Below are 17422 nucleotides of genomic sequence, written 5' to 3'. Positions count from 1 at the left end.
AGAGGAGGCGTTACCGCGTCACAACCGGCCGGGTGGCCCGCTCCAACTGCTGGATGACCGAGGTGTACGCCGCCCCGGTGGCATGGTGGAGACCGATCTCGCAGGTGCGGTTCGCGCTGAGATGGGCCTGGGCGTCGAGTCGCCCGACCTCTTCGGCCTCGGGTGCGGTCGCGCTCTCCGTCAGTTCCCGGTGCAGGAAGCCGCGGTCGCCGGCGAACCCGCAGCAGGACTCGGCGATCGGCTGGACAACGCTGTCGGCGACCGCCTGGGCCACGGCCTTCAGGGCCGAGCCGTGGTCGGTCTGCTGCATCGAGCAGGTGGTGTGGACCACGGCGGTGGGGACTCGTTCGGTGACCGTGAGACGCGGCAGCAGTTCCCGCTGGGTCCAGTCGACGGCGTCGTGGAGGGACAGCCGGCTGTGGCGGTCCCGGTCGGCCGGGCTCAGATGGGGCACCACGTCGCGCAGCGCACCGAGCGAGCAGGAGGAGGCGTCCATGACGACCGGCAGGCGTCCCTCGTCGCTCCACCGCCACAGCCGCTCCACGAGCACCCCCGCCATGGCGGCGTGCCCCTGCTCGTAGCCCTTGCTGTGCCAGATGGTGCCGCAGCAGGTGCCTGCCACGTCCGCGGGGATCCACAGCGGTCGGCCGGCCCGTTCCGCGAGCGTGACGAGGGCCTGCACCACCGTCGGCCCGCTCTCTCCCGGGGGAGCGCCGAAGATCCGGTTGACACAGGCGGGTACGTAGACGGCGTGCGCCTGCTGCCGTCGGGTGGCGGGCAACCGCTTCGGGGCGGCCTGCGGCATCTCGGGCAGCCAGGCGGGGATCAGTTCGGTGCCGAGCACGCCACGGGCCGCGGCGGTGACCGCGCGCAGCGGGGCGTCTCCCGCGAGGTCCGCGGTGCGCTGGGCGAGGCCCACGGCGGCCCGGGCGCCCCCTTCCAGACCTGCCCAGTGGCGTGCGGCCCAGGTGGCCGCGCGTTCGGCGAGCGGGCCGTGCCCGGCGTGCCGCAGCCTCTTCATCGCGGCGCCGGTGTCGATGTCGACGGGACAGCTCACCGCGCAGCTCGAATCCCCGGCGCAGGTGTCCACGGCGTCGTAGGCGTAGTCCTGGGTGAGGGAGAGTACGAGCGGGGAGTCGGCCCGGTGCCGGGCCATCTCCCGCTGCAGCACGATGCGTTGGCGGGGTGTGGTGGTCAGGTCGTGGCTGGGGCAGGCCGGTTCGCAGAAGCCGCATTCGATGCACGGGTCCAGGGCCGGGTCGACCGGGGGCAGCGTCTTGAGGTTGCGGACGTTCGCGTCCGGGTCGTGGTCCAGGATCACGCCGGGGTTGAGGATGCCGCGCGGATCGAGGGCGGCCTTGAGCCGCCACATGAGTCCGACGGCGGCGCTTCCCCACTCCTGGGTCACGAACGGCGCCATGTTGCGTCCCGTGCCGTGCTCGCCCTTGAGGGCACCGTTGTAGGTGTTCAGCACCAGGTCGGCGAGAGCCTGCATGCAGGTGCGGTAACGGCGCACGTCCTCGGGTGAGGAGGGGTCGAGCATGAGCGGGAAGTGCAGGTTCCCGGCGGAGGCGTGCCCGGCGATGGGCGAGGCGAACCCGTGGTGCTGAAGGAGCAGGAACAGGTCGCGGGCGGCGTCGGCCACCCGGTCCGGGGGGACACAGACATCCTCCACCAGCAGCACGGTGCCCGGGGGGCGGGTGCTGCCGACGGCGGCCAGCAGGCCCTTGCGGACCCGCCAGTAGGCGCCGGCGGTGGCCGAGTCGCGGGTGAACCGCCCCATCACGGGGGCGGTGGAGCCGGCAAGGACCGCCTCGGCACGCGTCTGCTGGACAGTCAGGTCGTCCAGGTCGGCGGCCCGGAACTCGACGAGCAGTGCGGCGTCCTCCGCGTCCTCGGTGAGTTCGGCGAGCCAGCGGGGGGCTCCCGAGACGCCGGCGGTGGAGCGCAGGGACGGGGCGTCCAGGAGCTCGACGGCATGCGCACCGGCCTCGACCAGGTCGGGGACGAGGGCAGCCGCGTCGTGCAGGCTCGGCAGGCGCAGCAGCGCGGTGGCGTGGTGGCGGCCGAAGGGAACCGTGTCGAAGACGACTTCGTCGAGGAAGCCGAGCGTGCCCTGGGAGCCGACCATGAGTCCGCGCAGGATCCCGGCGGGAGTGTCGGCGTCCAGGAAGGCGTCGAGGCGGTAGCCGTTCGTGTTCTTGATGGCGAACTTGGTCCTGATCCGGTCGCACAGCGCCGGGTCGGCCTCCAGTTCCTTCTTGATGGCCATGAGTTCGCGGACGAGGGCGGGTTCGGCGCGCTCCAGGTGCTCGTCGGCCGCGGGGTCGGCGGTGTCCACGACGGTGCCCGAGGCGAGGACGACGCGCAGGGACCGCACTGTGTGGTAGGCGTTGTGCACCACCCCGCACGACATCCCGCTGGCGTTGTTGGCGACCACGCCGCCGATGGTGGCCGAGGCGCTGCTGGCGGGGTCGGGGCCGAGCATCCGGCCGTGCCGGGCGAGTTGCGCGTTGGCGCGTGCGATCACGGTTCCCGGACGGGCGCGGAGGACCCGGCCGTCCTCCTCGATCACGGCGCCGGCGAAGTGCCGGCGCACGTCCACCAGGATGCCCGAACCCTGGGACTGTCCGTTGAGGCTGGTCCCCGCGGCCCTGAAGGTCACGGGCAGGTCGTGGCGGCCGGCGAAGGCCAGTACGGCCGCGACGTCCGCCGCGTCGCGCGCCATCACGACGACGCGGGGCAGGTAGCGGTACGGGCTCGCGTCGGAGGCGTAGCGAGCCAGGTCGGTGGGACGGGACAGCACCTGCTCCGCTCCGACCACCGCGGCCAGCCCCTCGCGCAGCCACTGCGGGGTGGCGACGGGAGAGCCCTCCGCTCCCCCGGTGTCCCGGCCGGTGGGCAGCGCGGCACGCAGCCGAGCCAGTTTCTTCATGTCGTGTCTCCTGAGATGTGCGTGCCGGCCGGTGGTCGCGGGTCGGTACGTCGGCTGAGCACCCGGTCGGCCTCGTGAGCCTCGGTCGGAGCGGGGGCCACCGGGCGGCTGGGGCAGCATCCGTGCGGTGCCCGGGCGGGTGAATCGCCCGGCACGGCGTCCGTGGCCCACGACGAAATTCCGGCGAGGCCGACGTGCGGGAACAGGGCGGCAGGGCTCACCGGGAGAAGGACCGACGGTCGAGCACGAGGGCCGTGGTCGTCCCGTGGGCGCAGCGGTCGTACCTCTCGATCGTGGTGCCGACACTGCTCACCGCGGTCATCGAGCTCCTCATGGACGTGTGCGGAATGCGGTTGTTCGAGTGTGTCTCCGGCTTTCCCCTGCTGCTATGTTCCTTTCACTCAAGAGCGCGGGGTTCGTTGAAGCAATGGCACAAACACGCCCGCCCCTGGCAGGAGTGAGCATGGCCCGATCAGAGACAGGTGCCACGGAGAGGCCGGGCGCGGAGGTGCCGGGCTCGGCGACGCTCGGCTCCCTGCTGGACGCGGTCGGCGACACCCTGCTGAGGGCGCTCGAAACCCCTCTCGGGCTGGACGTCCCGGTGACCGAGCTGGAGATTCTCGATCCGCCGCACGCGGCCGGCGCGGGACCGGACACGATGCTGTTCGGCATCGGCGTCCATCCCGCCTCACCGGAGGCCGAAGCAGCCCTCCACATGGCCGCCCGCGCACGGTGCACCGCCCTGGTGGTCAAGCTCCACGGGGAGGACCCGGCCGGGTTGCGCGCCCTCGCCCGGGAGCAGGGCATCGCTCTGCTGGCGGCCGACGACGAGGCGAACTGGCGCCATCTGGACACCCTCCTGTCGGCCGTGCTCGCGACGCGGTCCGGACCAGCTGCGACAGGCGGTGGCGGCGGAGAATGGGACGACCTGTTCGACCTCGCCAACGCGACCGCCGCCCAGCTGCGCGGCGCGGTGGCGATCATGGACGACCGCTACCGGATCATCGCCTACTCCACGATCTCCGGTCAGCCCACCGACGAGGTACGGCGCCAGGGGATTCTCGGCCGGGAGGTGCCGGAGGCCTTCCAACCCCTGCACGCCGACCCCCGGTTGCGGCAGCGGCCCCAGCCCGTGCGATTCACCGGGCACGGAGCTCTCCCTCGCGTCGCCGTCGGCATCCTGGCCGGTCGCGTCATGCTGGGATCCCTCTGGGTCATCGACGCCGACAGCAGTCTGGGAGCGGAGGAGGAGCGGACACTTCGGGACGCCGCGGACCTCGCGGCGCTGCGCCTGCTGCGGCACCGCAATTCACGCGACATGGCTCGCCGGGCTCGTGAACAGGCGCTGCGCGGCGCCCTCCAGGGCGAGGACCTGCCGCACGCCGGCTCGCTCGGCTCGCACGGCACCGGATTCGTCGTCGTCGCCTTCGAGCACGCGGAGACGGAGATCGATGTCAGCGAGCCCGACATGGCGCACATCATCGAGCTGATCACCAGCAGCGCCCAGGTCCAGCACTTCAGGGCGAGCACCGTCCAACTCGACGGAGTGGTGTACTCGCTGCTGCCGGCCGACCCGTCGGCGGCCGGCGCGGTGGGCGGAGAACTGGCGGGCAGCGTCCTGGAACGCATCCGGGTCATGCTGGGGGTCAGGCTGCGCGCCGGGATCGGCGGCCACGCACCCGACCTGTCCGCGGTGCAACGTTCACGCCAGGAGGCCGACGCCGCCCTCGACGTCCTGGCCCACCGGGGGCAGGACCACGCCGTCGCGGACTTCCAGGAGGTGCGCGCGGAGTCCTTCTTCCTGCGGCTCCGCGCCGACCTCGACGCTTTCGACGCCGTGCAGCTCGACGCCCTGGAGGCGATGCGGGAGCACGACGAACGCAACGGCACGGAGTACACCCGCACCGTCTACGCGTACTTGCGGTGTCTGGGCGACAGCGCCCGGGCATCCGCCGAGATGTACGTGCACCCCAACACCCTGCGCTACCGCATCAAGCGGGCGGGGGAGCTCTTCGGCATCGACCTTCACGACCCCGACGAGGCACTGCTGCTCTGGCTCCGCCTCCGGCTCCGGCACTGACGACGCGTTCGCGCCGTCCGACAGACGCGGTGCGGCACTTGTGCAAATCCACCAGCGGCGCCTGGTCCGATGAGTGAATCCACCATGGCCAACTGCAGTGGCAGCGGCCATTCTTGGTGCACCCCAGCGAGGGGCATTGCGGGACAAGTCAAGTCACCCCTCGCCTTCCGTGACCGCGCCGAGCCGTGACCATTCGCTTTTCGGGCGCCGGTGAACCGGACATGTTCAAGTGGAGGATGCACTCATGCCGCACAACAGACGTCTCACCGCGATGGGTGCGATGCTCGCCCTCACCGCCACCGCCTGCGCCGGCTCGGGCGGAGGATCCGGCAGCGGCGGCGGCACCATCGAGATCGGCCAGATCGCCTCGCTGACCGGGAACTTCACCCCGCTCGGCCAGAACGACAAGCTCGGCGCGGCGCTCGCGGTCGAGCAGATCAACGCCGCCGGCGGCGTCCTGGGCAAGAAGCTGCACATCACCGTCAAGAACGACGAGAGCGACCCCCAGCAGGCCATCACCGGCTTCAACGACCTGGTCAGCGGCGGCGCCGTCGCGTTCGTCGGCACGCCCGTCTCGAACGCGGCCCTCGCCGTCGAGCCGTTGGCGAAGCAGCGGCAGGTGCCCTATGTCTCGACCGCCGCCGTGGACCAGCAGGTGCAGCCGCCCTCCCCCTACATCTACATGACGCCGCTCACCGCGGGGGTGGTCTCCGAGCAGCTGCTGAAGTACTTCAAGGCGAGCGGCATGACGAAGATGGCGGTCGCCTACGACACCCAGAACGCCTTCGCCAAGACGGGCTGGGAGGACATGAAGGCGAAGGCCGCCCAGTACGGCATCGACTTCGTGGACGCCGAGACGTTCACCACCACCCAGACCAACTTCACGTCCGTCCTCCAGCACGTGCGGGGCAGCGGCGCCAAGGGTCTGATGGTGTGGGCCACCGGCGCGCCGGCGGTCATCCTCGCGAAGCAGTTCGCCGCCGCCGGCATGGGCGGTATGAAGCTCGTGTACAGCCACGCCGAGGCCAGCTCCCTGTTCACGGAGCCGGTGGGCGCCGCGGGTGAGGGCATTGTCCTGGCGAGCTCGCTCGCCGTCATCGGCAACGACCTGCCGACGTCCGGAGTCAAGACGGCCGCGCTGAAGATGGCGGAGCCGTTCCAGAAGGCCAACGGCTCCTACCCTCCCGGGTTCGCGTTCGACGGCTACAACGCCGTGCAGCTCATCGCGGCGGCCATCAAGAAGGCCGACAGCGCCGATCCCAAGAAGATCGCGGCCGCGCTCGACACCATGACCCTCCAGACCCCCGTGGGCACGTACAAGTACACGTCGAGCGACCACGCGGGCCTCGGGGTCGATCAGGTCGCCGTCAACACGATCAAGAGCGGCCACATCGTCCCGACGGACTGGACCACGGTGCAGCTCAAGGCCAGCCTGACGCCTTGATCGGGCAGGAGACCACACACATGCTCACAACCGAGAACCTGGCGCGGTCCTTCGGCGGCGTGTTCGCCGTGAACGACGTCACCATGTCGGTGCCGCAGGGCGAGTTGCGCGGGATCATCGGCCCCAACGGGGCGGGCAAGTCGACGCTCTTCAACCTGATCAGCGGACACCTGGCACCCACCCGCGGCAGGATCACCTATCGCGACAAGTCCCTCGCGGGCACGGCGCCCCACCGCCGTGCCCGGGACGGCGTCGCCATCGTCTTCCAGGGCGCCCGCCTCTTCCACGGGATGACCGCCCTGGAGAACGTCATGGTCGGGGCACACGCCCGGACCGACCACGGATTCGCCTCGGCGGCGCTCCGGCTGCCCGGCCACCGGCGCGAGGAACGGCTGATCGCCGAGCGCGCGAGGGAGGCTCTGGAGCAGGTCGGGATGGCCGACTTCGCCGACGTCTCCGCCGAGTCCCTCCCGCTCGGCCAGCAGCGCCGGCTTCAGGTGGCGCGCGCCCTGTGCGGCCGGCCGGATCTGCTGCTGCTCGACGAGCCGGCCTCCGGACTGCGGCTCGGGGAACGGCGGATACTCGCCGACCTGCTCCGCGAGCTGCATGACAAGGGCATCACGATGCTGCTCATCGAGCACGACGTCGGCATGGTGATGAGCCTCGCGGACCGGATCACCGTCCTCGACCTCGGCAAGGTCATCGCGGAGGGCACACCCGAAGCCGTGAGCCGCGACCCGCGGGTCGTCTCCGCCTACCTCGGTCAGGAGAGCTCCGATGCTGCGAGTCGATGACCTCGTCGTCCGTTACGGGTCGGCGGTCGCCCTCGACGGCGTGAGCCTCCGTGTCGGCCGCGGCGAGATGGTGGCGCTCGTCGGTCCCAACGGGGCCGGCAAGTCGACCCTCGTGAACACCCTGTCCGGCATCGTGCGGCCGGCCGGTGGCACGGTCCGCATGGACGGGCGGCTCGCGCAGGTACCGGAGGGCCGGCAGCTCTTCGCCGACCTGTCCGTGGAGGACAACCTGCGGCTGGGCGCCTGGCGTTCCCGCAACCGTGATCCGCGGCGCGTCTACGAGGTCCTGCCGGTCCTCGCCGACATGCGGCGCAAACCGGCCGGGACGCTGTCCGGCGGGCAGCAGCAGATGGTGGCGGTCGGCCGGGCGCTCATGGCCGACCCCGACCTGCTCGCGATCGACGAGCTGTCGCTGGGCCTCGCGCCCCTCGTGGTCGCGGACCTGGCACGCCACCTGGCGCAACTCAACTCCGAGCAGGGCACGGCGATCCTGCTCATCGAACAGAACGCCCGGCTCGCCCTCGACCTGTGTCAGCGGGCCTACGTGATCGAGTCGGGACGGATCGTCGCGGACGGGCCCAGCGGGGAACTCGCCCGCAGCCCGGAGGTCGCCCGCGCCTACCTCGGCGGCATCACCGGCTCCGACACGGAGACTCACCTGGAGAGAACGGCGGAATGAGTTCCTTCTTTGCCTATCTGGTGTCCGGCATCGCGATCGGCTGCACCTACGCCCTGGTCGCCAGCGGCTTCGTGATGATCCACCGGGTCACCCGCGTGGTCAACTTCGCCCAAGGCACCTTCGCCGTCGTCGGAGGCATGGCCACGGCGTCGCTGCTGAGCCGCGGTCTCCCGCACGGCGCCGCGGAAGTGGTCGCCCTGGCGGTGGCCGGCGCGCTGGGACTGCTCATCGGGATCATCGCGATCGGCAAGCCGGGCACCCCACCCCTGTCATCGGTCATCATCACCCTCGGGCTCGCCATCGGCGCCTACGCCGGGGAAGTGATCGTCTTCGGCGACCAGCCGTTGTCGTTCACCATGGCACGCGGTTCCACGAGCTTCCTCGGCGCGCACGTCGACCGGCAGCTGTTCGTCGTCATCGCCGTCGCCGTGGTCAGTTACGCCCTGCTGGGGCTGTTCTTCGGCCGTACCTAGGTCGGCAAGGCGCTGACCGCCTGCTCGTCCAACCCCTACGCGGCACGGCTGTCCGGCATCAACGTCACCCGGATGGGTCTGCTGGCGTTCGTGATCGGCGGGGCCCTCGGCGGGCTGGCCGGCGTCCTGATCACCCCCATCCAGCCGGTGTCGTTCGACTCCGACGCGCAGCTCGCCGTCAACGGATTCGCGGCGGCCATCTTCGGCGGGCTGATGCACCCCTGGACGGCACTGCTCGGCGCGCTCGTCCTGGGTATCTCCGAATCGATGATCGGGGGCTATGTGGACGCGTCCTACGAGATCGAGGTGGCCCTGGTGCTCATGCTCGCCATCATGGTGTGGCGCGCCGCCCGCACCCCGGCCATGGCCGAGGAGGTCGCATGACCGGCCGTCCGACACCTGCGATTGCGGCACGCACCGGCGCCGTCGTCGCGGTGGCCGTCGTCACCGCGGTCCTGCCGCTGTTCCTGGACTCCACGCAGCTCACCGTCTACACCGAACTGCTGCTCTCCGCCGTGGTGACCACGGGGGTGTCCCTGCTGCTCGGGTATGCGGGGCAGATCTCGCTCGGGCACGGCGGGTTCTACGCCGCGGGCGCCTACACCGCGGCGCTGATGGCGACCCACGGCCTGCCGAGCCTGTTGGGGCTGGCCTGCGCGCCGCTCGTCGCGGGGCTGCTGGGCCTGTTGGTCGGCATGCCGTTGCTGCGGCTGCGCGGGCACTATCTCGCCTTCGCGACGCTGGCCTTCCAGCTCATCCTGCTGGCGGTGATCGGGCAGCAGACCTCCCTGGGCGGGGACATCGGCCTGAGCGGCATCCCCAGCCTCGGGATCGGCTCGCACCACATCTCCGGGTTCCGGGGCTACGCGTGGGTCGCCTGGCTGGCCCTGGTGGTGGTCATGGTGATCACCAGGAACATCGTGCGTTCCCGTCCCGGCCGAGGGCTGCGCGCGCTGGCCACCAGCGAGATGGCGGCGTCCTCGTCCGGTGTCCCGGTGGGCCGCTACAAGCTCGTGGTCTTCGGTCTCTCGGCGGCGTTCGCCGGGCTCGCCGGCGGTATCTTCGCGTTCTTCATCGCCTACGTCGCCCCCGGATCGTTCGGCGTTCTGGTGTCCTTCCAGTTCGTCGTCATGGCCGTGGTGGGAGGACTCGGCACGCTGTGGGGGCCGTTGATCGGCGCGTCCACCATCACGGTGCTGCTGCAGTGGCTGAACGACGTCGGAGCGCGGCCGGGCATGCCCGACTACGCTCCCCAGGTCTTCTCCTACGCGGTGTACGCGCTGCTGCTGGTGCTCGTGGTGCTCTTCCTGCCGCGGGGTCTGGTGCCCGCCGGGACCGACGCGCTTCGACCGCTGGCACGACGGCTCGCCCGTGAGCGGCCGGAATCCGCGAACGGCGGGTAGGAAGGCCCGAAGCCCCGCTGTACGAACCGTGGTTCGTACAGCGGGGCTTCGGAGTCGTACGGCCCTAGAAGTTGCCGCGCCTGGCCTGCTCGCGCTCGATCGCCTCGAAGAGGGCCTGGAAGTTCCCCTTGCCGAAGCCGAGGGAGCCATGGCGTTCGATGAACTCGAAGAACACCGTGGGCCGGTCGCCGATCGGCTTGGTGAAGATCTGCAGCAGGTAACCGTCCTCGTCGCGGTCGACGAGGATGCCGCGCGAGGCCAGTTCCTCGATGGGCACGCGGACATGGCCGATCCTGGCGCGCAGTTCCGGGTCGGTGTAGTAGCTGTCGGGCGTGTCGAGGAACTCGACGCCCCTGGCCCGCAGCACGTCGACGGTCTGGAGGATGTCGTTGGTGGCGAGGGCGAGGTGCTGGGCGCCCGGGCCGCGGTAGAAGTCGAGGTACTCGTCGATCTGCGAACGCTTCTTGCCGACCGCCGGCTCGTTGAGCGGGAACTTCACGCGGTGGTTGCCGCTGGCGACGACCTTGCTCATGAGCGCCGAGTACTCGGTGGCGATGTCGTCGCCGATGAACTCGGCCATGTTGGTGAAGCCCATGACGCGGTTGTAGAAGTCGACCCACTCGTCCATGCGCCCGAGTTCCACGTTGCCCACGACGTGGTCGAGCGCCTGGAAGAGGCGCTTGGGCGCGCCGTCGGGCTTGATGTATCCGGAGGTCCGGGCCACATATCCGGGCAGGTAGGGGCCGGTGTAGCGGGAGCGGTCCACCAGGGTGTGGCGGGTGTCCCCGTAGGTGGCGATGGCGGCGGTCCGGACGGTGCCGTGTTCGTCGGTGACGTCGTGCGGCTCTTCCAGCACGGTCGCGCCCTGCGCGCGGGCGTGGGCGACGCACCTGTCGACATCGGGCACTTCGAGGGCGATGTCGACCACGCCGTCACCGTGGCGGTGGTGGTGGTCGAGCAGCGGGCTGTCCGGGGCGACACCGCCCTTGATCACGAACCGGATGGCTCCGGAGCGCAGGACGTACGCGTGGTGGTCGCGGTTCCCGGTCTCCGGACCGGAGTAGGCGACCAGTTCCATCCCGAAGACCACCTGGAAGAGCAGCGCGGCCTGGGTCGCGTTGCCCACCGCCCAGACCACCGCGTCCCAGCCGGTCACCGGGAAGGGGTCGCCCTCCGCGTCGTACTCCACGAGCCCGACCAGTTGCTTGAGCTGCTGCAGGTCGAGCTCCGCCAGCCGCTCCTGGCTCGTGAGGGTCTGTTCCATGCTCATGCGTCGTCCTCCTGGGTGTCCTGCTGCCAACGCGTGGCGCTCAGGAGACACCGGTCCTGCTTACTGCACAACAGGCGCCCTTCAAGCTGTTCAGGCTGCTCACTTTGCCTGCCCGACGGCAGGGTTACCTGTGCAATATGCCTAGTTGAGAGAAGGTGGTCGTGGTGACCGACGGGCAGCCGCTGGACTCGCTGGACATCGACCTGCTCCGCCTGCTGCGGGACAACCCGCGCACCGGCGTGCTCGAACTGTCGCGGACCCTGAGGGTCGCCCGCGGAACGGTCCAGGCGCGGCTCGACCGGATGGAACGCACGGGCGTCCTCGTCGGGTTCGGCCCCGAGGTGGACGTAGGCGCGGCGGGGTTCCCGGTCCAGGCGTTCGTGACCCTGGAGATCGCCCAAGGCGCGCTCGACGATGTCGCCGCCGAGCTTGCCGCCCTGCCCGGCGTGCTGGAGGCGTACGCGACGACGGGAGCCTCCGACGTGCTGTGCAAGCTGGCGGCCTCGTCCCACCAGGACCTGCAGGAGACCCTGCTCGCCCTGAACCGCTCACCGACGGTGGCCCGCTCCACGAGCGTGATCGTGCTGTCGGTGGTGGTGGCGCCCCGAGTCCTGCCGTTGCTGCAGTCCCGTCAGCACCGTGCGCCCCGGCGCTCTCCCGCCTACCACGGCCCCCAGTGACACGGGCGACGGCGTCCGGTGCCGTCAGGACCTGCCGAGCGCCGCCAGTCGCGCGGCCGCCTCCTTCACCTGTGCCGCCACCCGCTCGCCGTCGAACTCGTGCATGGCCACCACGCCGACCGAGGCACCCGCCGTGCCCGGGACCTCGAACCCCGCCGCCACCCCGGTGGCACCCTGCTGGAGCTGCCCCGAGGTGATGCTGTAGCCCAGCTCCCGGGCCCGCGTGATCTCCTCGGGCTCATCGGACGCGGACGGCTGCAGGGCGAGGATGGCGATGCCGTTCGCCCCCTTCTCCAGCGGGTGCCGTACGCCGATGCGGTACCCCACCCGGACCGGGCCGTGCTGGACGGCCGGCTCCGCCCCCGCCACCGGGACGCACTCCCGCGCGCCGTGGGCCACCGTCAGAAACGCGGCGGCGCCCGTGCCGTCGGCCAGCTCCTGCAGCACCGGCTGGGCCGCCGGTACCAGCTGACGCTGGAACCTCCCCGCCAGCGTGGCGGCACCGGCACCGAGCCGCACCCGCTTGCCCTGCCGGGCGACCAGGGCGTGCTCCTCCAGCGTCTCCACGATCCGGTACGCGATGGACCGGTCGATCCCGAGCTGCGCTGCCAGGTCTGCCACCGTCAGGCCGTCGGCCGTCAGCGAGATCACGTCCAGAGCCCTGAGCCCGCGATCCAGACCCTGCAGGGTGGCCATCGACACCTCCTGATCCCGGGGCCGCACTCGGCACCCGGAGAAACCGGCAGATCTTCTTCTGGCGCCACGTTAGGGCACGGGCGCCCGACCGCACATGATCACGGACGCGCAGGGGCGGAGCACGACCTTGACTGGGCCGCCGCCGGGACCTAATTTCGGCTTGTTGCTTTCATCGCACAAAAGTGTGCGCTCAGCGCACATATCTTCCAGTGCGTGGCACCGCGACTCCGAGTCACGAGGAGAGAGACTTGCCGTACTACCACCGGGCGGGCTCGGTCCCGCCGAAACGTCACACCCAGCACCGTGACCCGGACGGGAACCTCTACTACGAGGAGCTGATGGGCGAGGAGGGGTTCTCCTCCGACTCCTCGCTGCTCTACCACCGGCACATACCGTCGGCGGTGCGGGAGTTCCGTGTCTGGGACCTCGGGGACCAGTCACTGGTGCCCAACCACCCGCTGCTCCCCCGCCACCTCTCCACGCACAAGCTGTTCGCGGAGGGCGAGCCGGGCGTCGACGCGGTGACCGGGCGCCGGCTGCTGCTGGGCAACGAGGACGTGCGGCTGGCGTACGTCGTGGCCGACGCGGTGAGCCCGTACTACCGCAACGCGACCGGCGACGAGTGCCTCTACGTCGAGGCCGGGCGGGCCCGGGTCGAGTCGGTCTTCGGGGACCTGGAGGTCGGCGACGGCGACTACGTGATCGTCCCGCGGGCGACCACGTACCGGATCGTTCCCGACGGGGTCGTACGGATCTACGTGATCGAGGCGAACTCGCACATCGGGCCGGTGCGGCGCTATCTCTCCCAGCACGGCCAGCTCCTGGAACACGCCCCTTACTGCGAGCGCGACTTCCGTCTCCCCGTCGGGCCGAGGACCGTCGAGGGCGAGAACGTCGACGTGTACATCAAGCACCGGGGACCGGGCGGGGTCGCGGGGGCCGTCCACACGGTGCCGAACCACCCCTTCGACGTGGTCGGCTGGGACGGCTGCCTCTACCCGTACGCGTTCAGCATCCGCGACTTCGAGCCGATCACGGGCCGGGTCCACCAGCCGCCGCCGGCCCACCAGGTCTTCGAGGGCCACAACTTCGTGGTCTGCAACTTCGTCCCGCGCAAGGTGGACTACCACCCGCTGGCCGTCCCGGTGCCGTACTACCACTCGAACGTCGACTCCGACGAGGTGATGTTCTACTGCGGCGGCGACTACGAGGCACGCAAGGGCTCCGGCATCGGGCAGGGCTCGATCTCGCTCCACCCGGGCGGTCATCCGCACGGTCCCCAGCCCGGTGCGATGGAACGGTCGATCGGGGCGGAGTTCTTCGACGAACTCGCGGTCATGGTCGACACCTTCCGGCCCCTGCAGCTCGGCGAGGCCGCCCGCGCGACGGACGACGGAACGTACGTCTACTCCTGGGAGCCGAAGCGATGAGCGTCCCCGGGACGCCTGGGATTCCTCCGGTACTCGCCGACCTGTTCGACGACGCGGCGGTCTTCCCGCCCGGCAGCCTGCCGATCCAGGAGGCGGTCCCGGCGCACGTGGCGCACACCCGCAGCGCGCACGCCGGGCTGGTCGGGCCGTTCGTCCTCGCCGCCAAGGACCTCGACCGGCTCGTCGATCTGACCAGCGGTCTCGCCGAGGAGTCCTTCGACCTCTCGGTGACCGTGCCGCTGCCGGGCGTCTCCGCCGCGATCGCCACGGCGGACCGGATCCCGGCCGTACGGCTGGTCGCGCTGGAGGTCTCCGTCCCGGACCGGGCCGCCGCCGAGGAGGTGGTCCCGGCCCTGGCCGAGGCGCTCGGCGAGAACTGCACCGCCACCGTGTACGTGGAGGTACCGCGCGACGGCCGGCGCGACACGCTGCTCGCCGAACTCGCCGGGACCCCCTACCTGGCCAAGTTCCGCACCGGAGGCGTACGCCCCGAGCTGTACCCGGACGAGCGCGAACTCGCGGCGACCGTCCTGGCTGCGGCACGGGCCGGGGTCGCGTTCAAGGCGACCGCGGGGCTGCATCACGCGCTGCGCAACACCGATCCGGAGACCGGCTTCGAACAGCACGGCTTCCTCAACCTGCTGGTCGCCGTCGACGCGGCACTGCTGGGCGCCGAAGAGGCGGAACTGGTCCAGTTGTTGGCCGACCGCGACGGCAGGCGGGTCGCCGGGCGGGTGCGTGCCCTCTCGCCCCGGGTGCGTGACCTGTTCCGCTCCTTCGGCACCTGCTCCGTCGCCGAACCCGCCGCCGAGTCCGCCGCGTTGGGGCTGCTGCCCGCCGCTGCCGTCGCCGACCTGACCGAGGTGTCCGCATGACCAGCACTATCCAGTCGACCGTCCCGGCCGACTCACTGTTCAGCCCGGCCAACCTGCCCTACGGCGTCTACTCGGCACCCGGTCGACTGCCGCGCGTGGCGACCCGTTACGGCGACCACGTCATCGACCTGGCCGTGCTGCTGGACGACGACGTCTTCGACCGGCCGAGCCTGAACGCCTTCATGGCCCAGGGCCACGCCCGCTGGGTCGAGGTCCGTGCCGCGATCACCGAGCGGCTCCGGGGCCCGGTTCCCGCGGCGGCGGTCCACGACCTGGGTGCGGTGACGCTGCACCTGCCGTTCGAGGTCGCCGACTACGTGGACTTCTACGCCTCCGAGCATCACGCCGCCAACCTGGGCCGGCTGTTCCGGCCCGGCAATCCCGAGCCGCTGATGCCGAACTGGAAGCACCTGCCGGTCGGTTACCACGGGCGGGCGGGCTCCGTCGTCGTCTCGGGCACCGACATCGTCCGGCCCTCGGGGCAGCGCAAGGGCCCCGGGGACCCGGCGCCGGTCTTCGGGCCCTCGACCCGGCTCGACATCGAGGCCGAGCTGGGCTTCGTCGTCGGGACCGGCAACGCGATGGGCGAGTCCATCGGCGCGGAGGACGCGGAGCGGCACATCTTCGGGGTGGTCCTCTTCAACGACTGGTCCGCGCGCGACATCCAGGCCTGGGAGTACGTCCCACTCGGCCCCAACCTGGGCAAGTCCTTCGCCTCCACGATCTCGCCGTGGGTCGTTCCGCTGCTCGCCCTGGACGCCGCCCGCGTCCCGGTCCCGTCCCAGGAGCCGGCCGTTCTGCCGTACCTGCGGATGGCTCGGCCGTGGGGTCTGGACGTCGACCTCGCGGTCGAGTGGAACGGTCAGGTCGTCTCCCGGCCGCCGTACGCCGCGATGTACTGGTCCCCCGCCCAGATGCTGGCCCACCAGACCGTCAACGGCGCGCCCTCCCGCACGGGCGACCTGTTCGCCTCCGGCACCGTCTCGGGACCGGAGAGGGAGCAGCGCGGCGCCTTCATCGAACTGACCTGGGGCGGCGCGGAGCCCGTCACCGTGGGCGGCCGGCAGCGCACCTTCCTGGAGGACGGGGACGAGATCGTGCTCACCGCCACCGCCCCGGGCGCCGACGGAACCCGGATCGGCTTCGGCGAGTCTCGCGGCCGGATCGTCAGCAGCAAGCGTCGGGAGGCGTGATGAGCAAGACGGTGGCCTCGCCCGCCGAGGCGGTTGCCGACATCACCCCGGGCAGTTCCCTGGCCGTCGGCGGGTTCGGGCTCTCCGGGATCCCGGACCGTCTGATCACGGCACTGGCCGAGCAGGGAGCCGACGGCCTGTAGGTCTTCTCCAACAACTGCGGCGTGGACGGGACCGGGCTCGGCATCCTGCTCGACCTCGGCCGGATCCGCCGGGTCACGGCGTCCTACGTCGGGGAGAACAAGGAGTTCGCCCGCCAGTACCTCTCCGGCGAGCTGGAAGTGGAACTCACCCCGCAGGGCACCCTGGCCGAGCGGTTGCGGGCGGGCGGCTCCGGCATCCCCGCGTTCTACACCCCCGCGGGCGTGGGCACGCCGGTCGCCGACGGCGGCCTGCCGTGGAGGTACGACCGGACGGGGAACGTCCTGGTCGCCTCCCCGCCCAAGGAGGTCCGTGAGTTCCGCGGCCGCCGGTACGTCCTGGAGGAGGGCATCGTCGCCGACTTCGCGCTCGTGCACGCGCGGCTCGGCGACACCGACGGGAACCTCGTCTTCAACAAGGCGACGGTGAACTTCAACCCCCTTGCGGCGATGGCGGGGCGGATCTGCGTCGCGCAGGTCGAGGAACTCGTCGAGCCCGGTGAGATCGACCCCGCCCAGGTGCATCTGCCCGGCGTCTACGTCCAGCGGATCGTCCACACCGGCCCGCAGTCCAAGCACATCGAGAAGCGCACCGTCCGGGAGAACGTGGCATGAGCGAGCAGCGGACCGGCTGGTCCCGGTCACAGATGGCGGCGCGCGCCGCACGGGAACTCCGGGACGGCGAGTACGTCAACCTCGGCATCGGCCTGCCGACCCTGATCCCCAACTTCCTCGCGGAGGGCGTCCGGGTCACGCTGCACAGCGAGAACGGCATCCTCGGAACGGGCCCCTACCCGACCGACGACGAGGTCGACGCCGACCTGATCAACGCGGGAAAGGAGACCGTCACGGTCGGCCCGGGGGCGTCGTTCTTCGACTCCGCGCAGAGCTTCGGCATGATCCGCGGCGGCCACATCGACACCGCCGTGCTCGGCGGCATGCAGGTCTCCGGCACGGGTGACCTGGCCAACTGGATGGTGCCCGGGAAGATGGTCAAGGGGATGGGCGGCGCGATGGACCTGGTCCACGGCGCCAAGCGCGTCATCGTGCTCATGGAGCACGTCGCCAAGGACGGCTCGCACAAGATCGTCGAGAGGTGCACCCTCCCGCTCACCGGGCAGGCAGTGGTTCAGCGGATCATCACCGACCTGGCCGTGCTGGACGTCACGGCCGAGGGGTGCCGCCTAGTCGAACTGGCGCCCGGTGTCGCCCTCGACGAGGTGCGTGCGAAGACGGGCACTCCTCTCTCGGCCTGACCCGCCTGACGGAACTCCTCCCGACGGCACGGCCTCGGACGGACGGCGGGGCGGCACTCCCGGAACCGGTGCCG

Annotated in this window: 13 protein-coding genes and 2 pseudogenes; 12 read left to right on the top strand and 3 right to left on the bottom strand. The window is 71.0% G+C overall.

The window, feature by feature from the left end:
* Positions 1–10: 10 nt before the first annotated feature.
* Positions 11–2935 (bottom strand): FAD-binding and (Fe-S)-binding domain-containing protein, encoded by a 2925-nt coding sequence (locus ACGFZS_RS49255; protein WP_393800760.1) that lies wholly within the window; start codon positions 2933–2935, stop codon positions 11–13.
* A 463-nt stretch (positions 2936–3398) separates the two neighbouring features.
* On the opposite strand from ACGFZS_RS49255, the gene ACGFZS_RS49250 reads away from it, so the two are divergent.
* From ACGFZS_RS49250 to ACGFZS_RS49225, 6 genes and pseudogenes are all read left to right on the top strand, one after another.
* Positions 3399–5015 (top strand): PucR family transcriptional regulator, encoded by a 1617-nt coding sequence (locus ACGFZS_RS49250; RefSeq protein ID WP_393800759.1) that lies wholly within the window; start codon positions 3399–3401, stop codon positions 5013–5015.
* A 244-nt stretch (positions 5016–5259) separates the two neighbouring features.
* A complete protein-coding gene (locus ACGFZS_RS49245) occupies positions 5260–6459 on the top strand; it encodes an ABC transporter substrate-binding protein (protein WP_393800758.1) in 1200 nt (399 codons plus the stop codon).
* Between the two features lie 20 nt (positions 6460–6479).
* On the top strand, positions 6480–7253 hold the full coding sequence (locus ACGFZS_RS49240; RefSeq protein ID WP_393800757.1) for an ABC transporter ATP-binding protein: 774 nt from the start codon (positions 6480–6482) through the stop codon (positions 7251–7253).
* Entirely contained in the window at positions 7237–7932 is a 696-nt protein-coding gene (locus ACGFZS_RS49235; protein WP_393800756.1) for an ABC transporter ATP-binding protein, read from the top strand. Before ACGFZS_RS49240 ends, ACGFZS_RS49235 begins: the two co-directional genes overlap by 17 nt.
* Positions 7929–8789, top strand: a pseudogene (locus ACGFZS_RS49230) (branched-chain amino acid ABC transporter permease). Before ACGFZS_RS49235 ends, ACGFZS_RS49230 begins: the two are co-directional and overlap by 4 nt.
* Positions 8786–9808, top strand: coding sequence for a branched-chain amino acid ABC transporter permease (locus ACGFZS_RS49225; RefSeq protein WP_393800755.1), 1023 nt, complete (start codon positions 8786–8788; stop codon positions 9806–9808). The pseudogene ACGFZS_RS49230 and the gene ACGFZS_RS49225 overlap by 4 nt, the downstream one beginning before the upstream one ends.
* 64 nt (positions 9809–9872) lie before the next feature.
* Here ACGFZS_RS49225 and hppD read toward each other — a convergent pair whose 3' ends face one another.
* Entirely contained in the window at positions 9873–11078 is a 1206-nt protein-coding gene (gene hppD / locus ACGFZS_RS49220) for a 4-hydroxyphenylpyruvate dioxygenase (protein ID WP_393800754.1), read from the bottom strand.
* A 164-nt stretch (positions 11079–11242) separates the two neighbouring features.
* Between hppD and ACGFZS_RS49215 the strand changes: the two genes are divergently transcribed.
* Complete coding sequence (locus ACGFZS_RS49215) at positions 11243–11758, top strand: Lrp/AsnC family transcriptional regulator (protein WP_393800753.1); 516 nt, start codon at positions 11243–11245, stop codon at positions 11756–11758.
* A 24-nt stretch (positions 11759–11782) separates the two neighbouring features.
* On the opposite strand, the gene ACGFZS_RS49210 is transcribed toward ACGFZS_RS49215, so the two are convergent.
* Entirely contained in the window at positions 11783–12454 is a 672-nt protein-coding gene (locus tag ACGFZS_RS49210) for a helix-turn-helix domain-containing protein (RefSeq protein ID WP_365691667.1), read from the bottom strand.
* A 248-nt stretch (positions 12455–12702) separates the two neighbouring features.
* Here ACGFZS_RS49210 and ACGFZS_RS49205 point away from each other — a divergent pair, with 248 nt between their 5' ends.
* The 5 genes and pseudogenes from ACGFZS_RS49205 (at position 12703) to ACGFZS_RS49185 (ending at position 17348) form a co-directional block, all read left to right on the top strand.
* A complete protein-coding gene (locus ACGFZS_RS49205) occupies positions 12703–13884 on the top strand; it encodes a homogentisate 1,2-dioxygenase (protein ID WP_393800752.1) in 1182 nt (393 codons plus the stop codon).
* On the top strand, positions 13881–14759 hold the full coding sequence (locus tag ACGFZS_RS49200) for a hypothetical protein (RefSeq protein ID WP_393800751.1): 879 nt from the start codon (positions 13881–13883) through the stop codon (positions 14757–14759). The genes ACGFZS_RS49205 and ACGFZS_RS49200 overlap by 4 nt, the downstream gene beginning before the upstream one ends.
* A complete protein-coding gene (gene fahA, locus ACGFZS_RS49195) occupies positions 14756–15952 on the top strand; it encodes a fumarylacetoacetase (protein WP_393800750.1) in 1197 nt (398 codons plus the stop codon). The genes ACGFZS_RS49200 and fahA overlap by 4 nt, the downstream gene beginning before the upstream one ends.
* A pseudogene (locus ACGFZS_RS49190) lies at positions 15952–16707 on the top strand (CoA transferase subunit A). Before fahA ends, ACGFZS_RS49190 begins: the two are co-directional and overlap by 1 nt.
* Positions 16704–17348 carry a CoA transferase subunit B gene (locus ACGFZS_RS49185; protein WP_393800749.1) on the top strand — a complete coding sequence of 215 codons (645 nt, stop codon included), beginning with the start codon at positions 16704–16706 and terminating at the stop codon, positions 17346–17348. Before ACGFZS_RS49190 ends, ACGFZS_RS49185 begins: the two are co-directional and overlap by 4 nt.
* The last annotated feature ends 74 nt before the right edge of the window (positions 17349–17422 follow it).

The sequence above is a fragment of the Streptomyces sp. NPDC048288 genome, assembly GCF_043201555.1.
Taxonomy (GTDB): Bacteria; Actinomycetota; Actinomycetes; order Streptomycetales; family Streptomycetaceae; genus Streptomyces.
The sequence above is the reverse complement of the archived record's forward strand: the minus strand, read 5'-3'. Positions and strand labels throughout refer to the sequence as shown.

Bases quoted from the DNA above. Each gene is read 5' to 3' on its own strand.
- ACGFZS_RS49255 (WP_393800760.1), bottom strand. From the start codon at position 2,935: ATGAAGAAACTGGCTCGGCTGCGTGCCGCGCTGCCCACCGGCCGGGAC.
- ACGFZS_RS49250 (WP_393800759.1), top strand. From the start codon at position 3,399: ATGGCCCGATCAGAGACAGGTGCCACGGAGAGGCCGGGCGCGGAGGTG.
- ACGFZS_RS49245 (WP_393800758.1), top strand. From the start codon at position 5,260: ATGCCGCACAACAGACGTCTCACCGCGATGGGTGCGATGCTCGCCCTC.
- ACGFZS_RS49240 (WP_393800757.1), top strand. From the start codon at position 6,480: ATGCTCACAACCGAGAACCTGGCGCGGTCCTTCGGCGGCGTGTTCGCC.
- ACGFZS_RS49235 (WP_393800756.1), top strand. From the start codon at position 7,237: ATGCTGCGAGTCGATGACCTCGTCGTCCGTTACGGGTCGGCGGTCGCC.
- ACGFZS_RS49225 (WP_393800755.1), top strand. From the start codon at position 8,786: ATGACCGGCCGTCCGACACCTGCGATTGCGGCACGCACCGGCGCCGTC.
- hppD (WP_393800754.1), bottom strand. From the start codon at position 11,078: ATGAGCATGGAACAGACCCTCACGAGCCAGGAGCGGCTGGCGGAGCTC.
- ACGFZS_RS49210 (WP_365691667.1), bottom strand. From the start codon at position 12,454: ATGGCCACCCTGCAGGGTCTGGATCGCGGGCTCAGGGCTCTGGACGTG.
- ACGFZS_RS49200 (WP_393800751.1), top strand. From the start codon at position 13,881: ATGAGCGTCCCCGGGACGCCTGGGATTCCTCCGGTACTCGCCGACCTG.
- fahA (WP_393800750.1), top strand. From the start codon at position 14,756: ATGACCAGCACTATCCAGTCGACCGTCCCGGCCGACTCACTGTTCAGC.
- ACGFZS_RS49185 (WP_393800749.1), top strand. From the start codon at position 16,704: ATGAGCGAGCAGCGGACCGGCTGGTCCCGGTCACAGATGGCGGCGCGC.